The organism is Microvirga tunisiensis, assembly GCF_009296175.1.
GTDB classification, from domain to species: Bacteria; Pseudomonadota; Alphaproteobacteria; order Rhizobiales; family Beijerinckiaceae; genus Microvirga; species Microvirga tunisiensis.
Window position 1 is genome coordinate 1 of record NZ_VOSK01000734.1, and the last position, 1,493, is coordinate 1,493.

A 1,493-nucleotide genomic window follows, 5' to 3' on the forward strand; every position below is an offset into this window, starting at 1 on the left:
CGACGACGCCGACCCGTATCGACAATCTCAACTCGATCCATAGCCGCACTGTCCTTTTTGACGTCAATAAGGACAGTCAGTGCCAAATCCGACAATTCCTACAAGGCGGCCCACCTCGGATGCGTACCCCGGATTAGGCCCAGAGGCAAAAGCCCGCATGCGGTGGACACCCTTATCCGAGAGATGCCACCGCGGGACGGGGGTTTCCGCCTCAACAACAACTTCAGGATGGATGATAAAATAGGCGATGCTCACGTGAATCTCCGCAACGAAGCACCAACGTAACCGGCCGAGGAAGCGGGTTCACTGCCTATAGAGGATGATGCCGTAGCTCTTTCATGGAACTCGCTTTTTGCGAGCTACGAACATGACGAAAGCGGCTCCGAGGAGAGCGCCTGATGTCTTCACCAAACCATCCGGCAGGCGACCATGGCGGCCAGGAACAACGTTCTGGGCGATCTCAAGAAACCCAACGATCCCGACCAGCAACACAACGATATAGAGGCGGTGTTTCGGATAGCCGAGGCAGAACGCGGCGCCTATGGCGGCAAAGGCCACAAACCGCTCCAGGCTGACCGGCGCTCCAGTGACGGGCCGCAACGCTATCGGCGCAAGTGTGAAGACCGCAATGGCGAGGATGAGCAACCATGCGACCCAGCGGAAGAAGACTTTGGGTGTCATGGTGTGTGGATTAACCGGTTGAGCCGGGTTCGTGAATGACCCCTTCGCGTTTCTGATCGCGCTAATGAGGGCTACGGGTGGTTTTTGCGGCGCCGGTTTATCGAACTCTCCAATCGCAGACCTATTGGCCCTGACGAATTGCCCCGTAAGCTCGGGGATATCGGAGGTACCGCAGGAGAAAGTCATGCCTCCTTTCGGTGCGGGAGTACGAATTTTCCAGGGCCGAGGGCCTACTGATGGCTTTCGGTGGTCTGCAACGTCTGAGGCTGATCTCCATAGACGGCACGATCAACGCTCGGGGCAGCCTCATCTGAGGCTCGCACGTAAACCAGGATCGCGGCTATGAGCACAAACAGGCTCCCACAAAACGGCATGCTGAGAAGGGCAATGGCCGTTCCGTACGGCCAGAGCAGCGCGCAACTGATGAAACCCCCAATCAACGCTACCACCGGATAAACGATCACCATACTGTGCCCTCTTTAGGCTTACCTCAGAGGGATCATAACGCAGTTCAATTCGCTTGGAAGAGCTATTCGACCGCTAAGATGTCGCGGCAGGACGTCGTGCCGAGGGCAGAGCATAAAGGAGTGAAGAGAGGGGCCGGGAGGGCAGAGCATCGAGAAGGGAGAGCGCGAGTTCCGCGCGGCCAACGAGAGCGGCTGTCTTAACCGGATCAAAACCAAATTCTGATGTTCGTTGTCAATGAGCCTTGACGTGGGTGTGCAATCCCGGTGCAGGAACAGGGCCAGGCCGGATAAAGCGATTGCGCAGGGCCGGAGACAGAGCCGTCAAGACGACGGTTGAGCAGACTC

General features: G+C 57.5%; 1 protein-coding gene. It reads right to left on the bottom strand.

Translation table 11 applies throughout. From position 1 onward, the window contains the following. Positions 1-336 precede the first annotated feature (336 nt). Positions 337-867, bottom strand: a complete 531-nt coding sequence (locus FS320_RS46835) for a VanZ family protein (protein ID WP_192926427.1) — start codon at positions 865-867, stop codon at positions 337-339. Positions 868-1,493 lie beyond the last annotated feature (626 nt).

What these genes read in the sequence shown, in the direction of transcription:
- FS320_RS46835 (WP_192926427.1), bottom strand. Translation starts at nt 867, where the DNA reads ATGACTTTCTCCTGCGGTACCTCCGATATCCCCGAGCTTACGGGGCAA.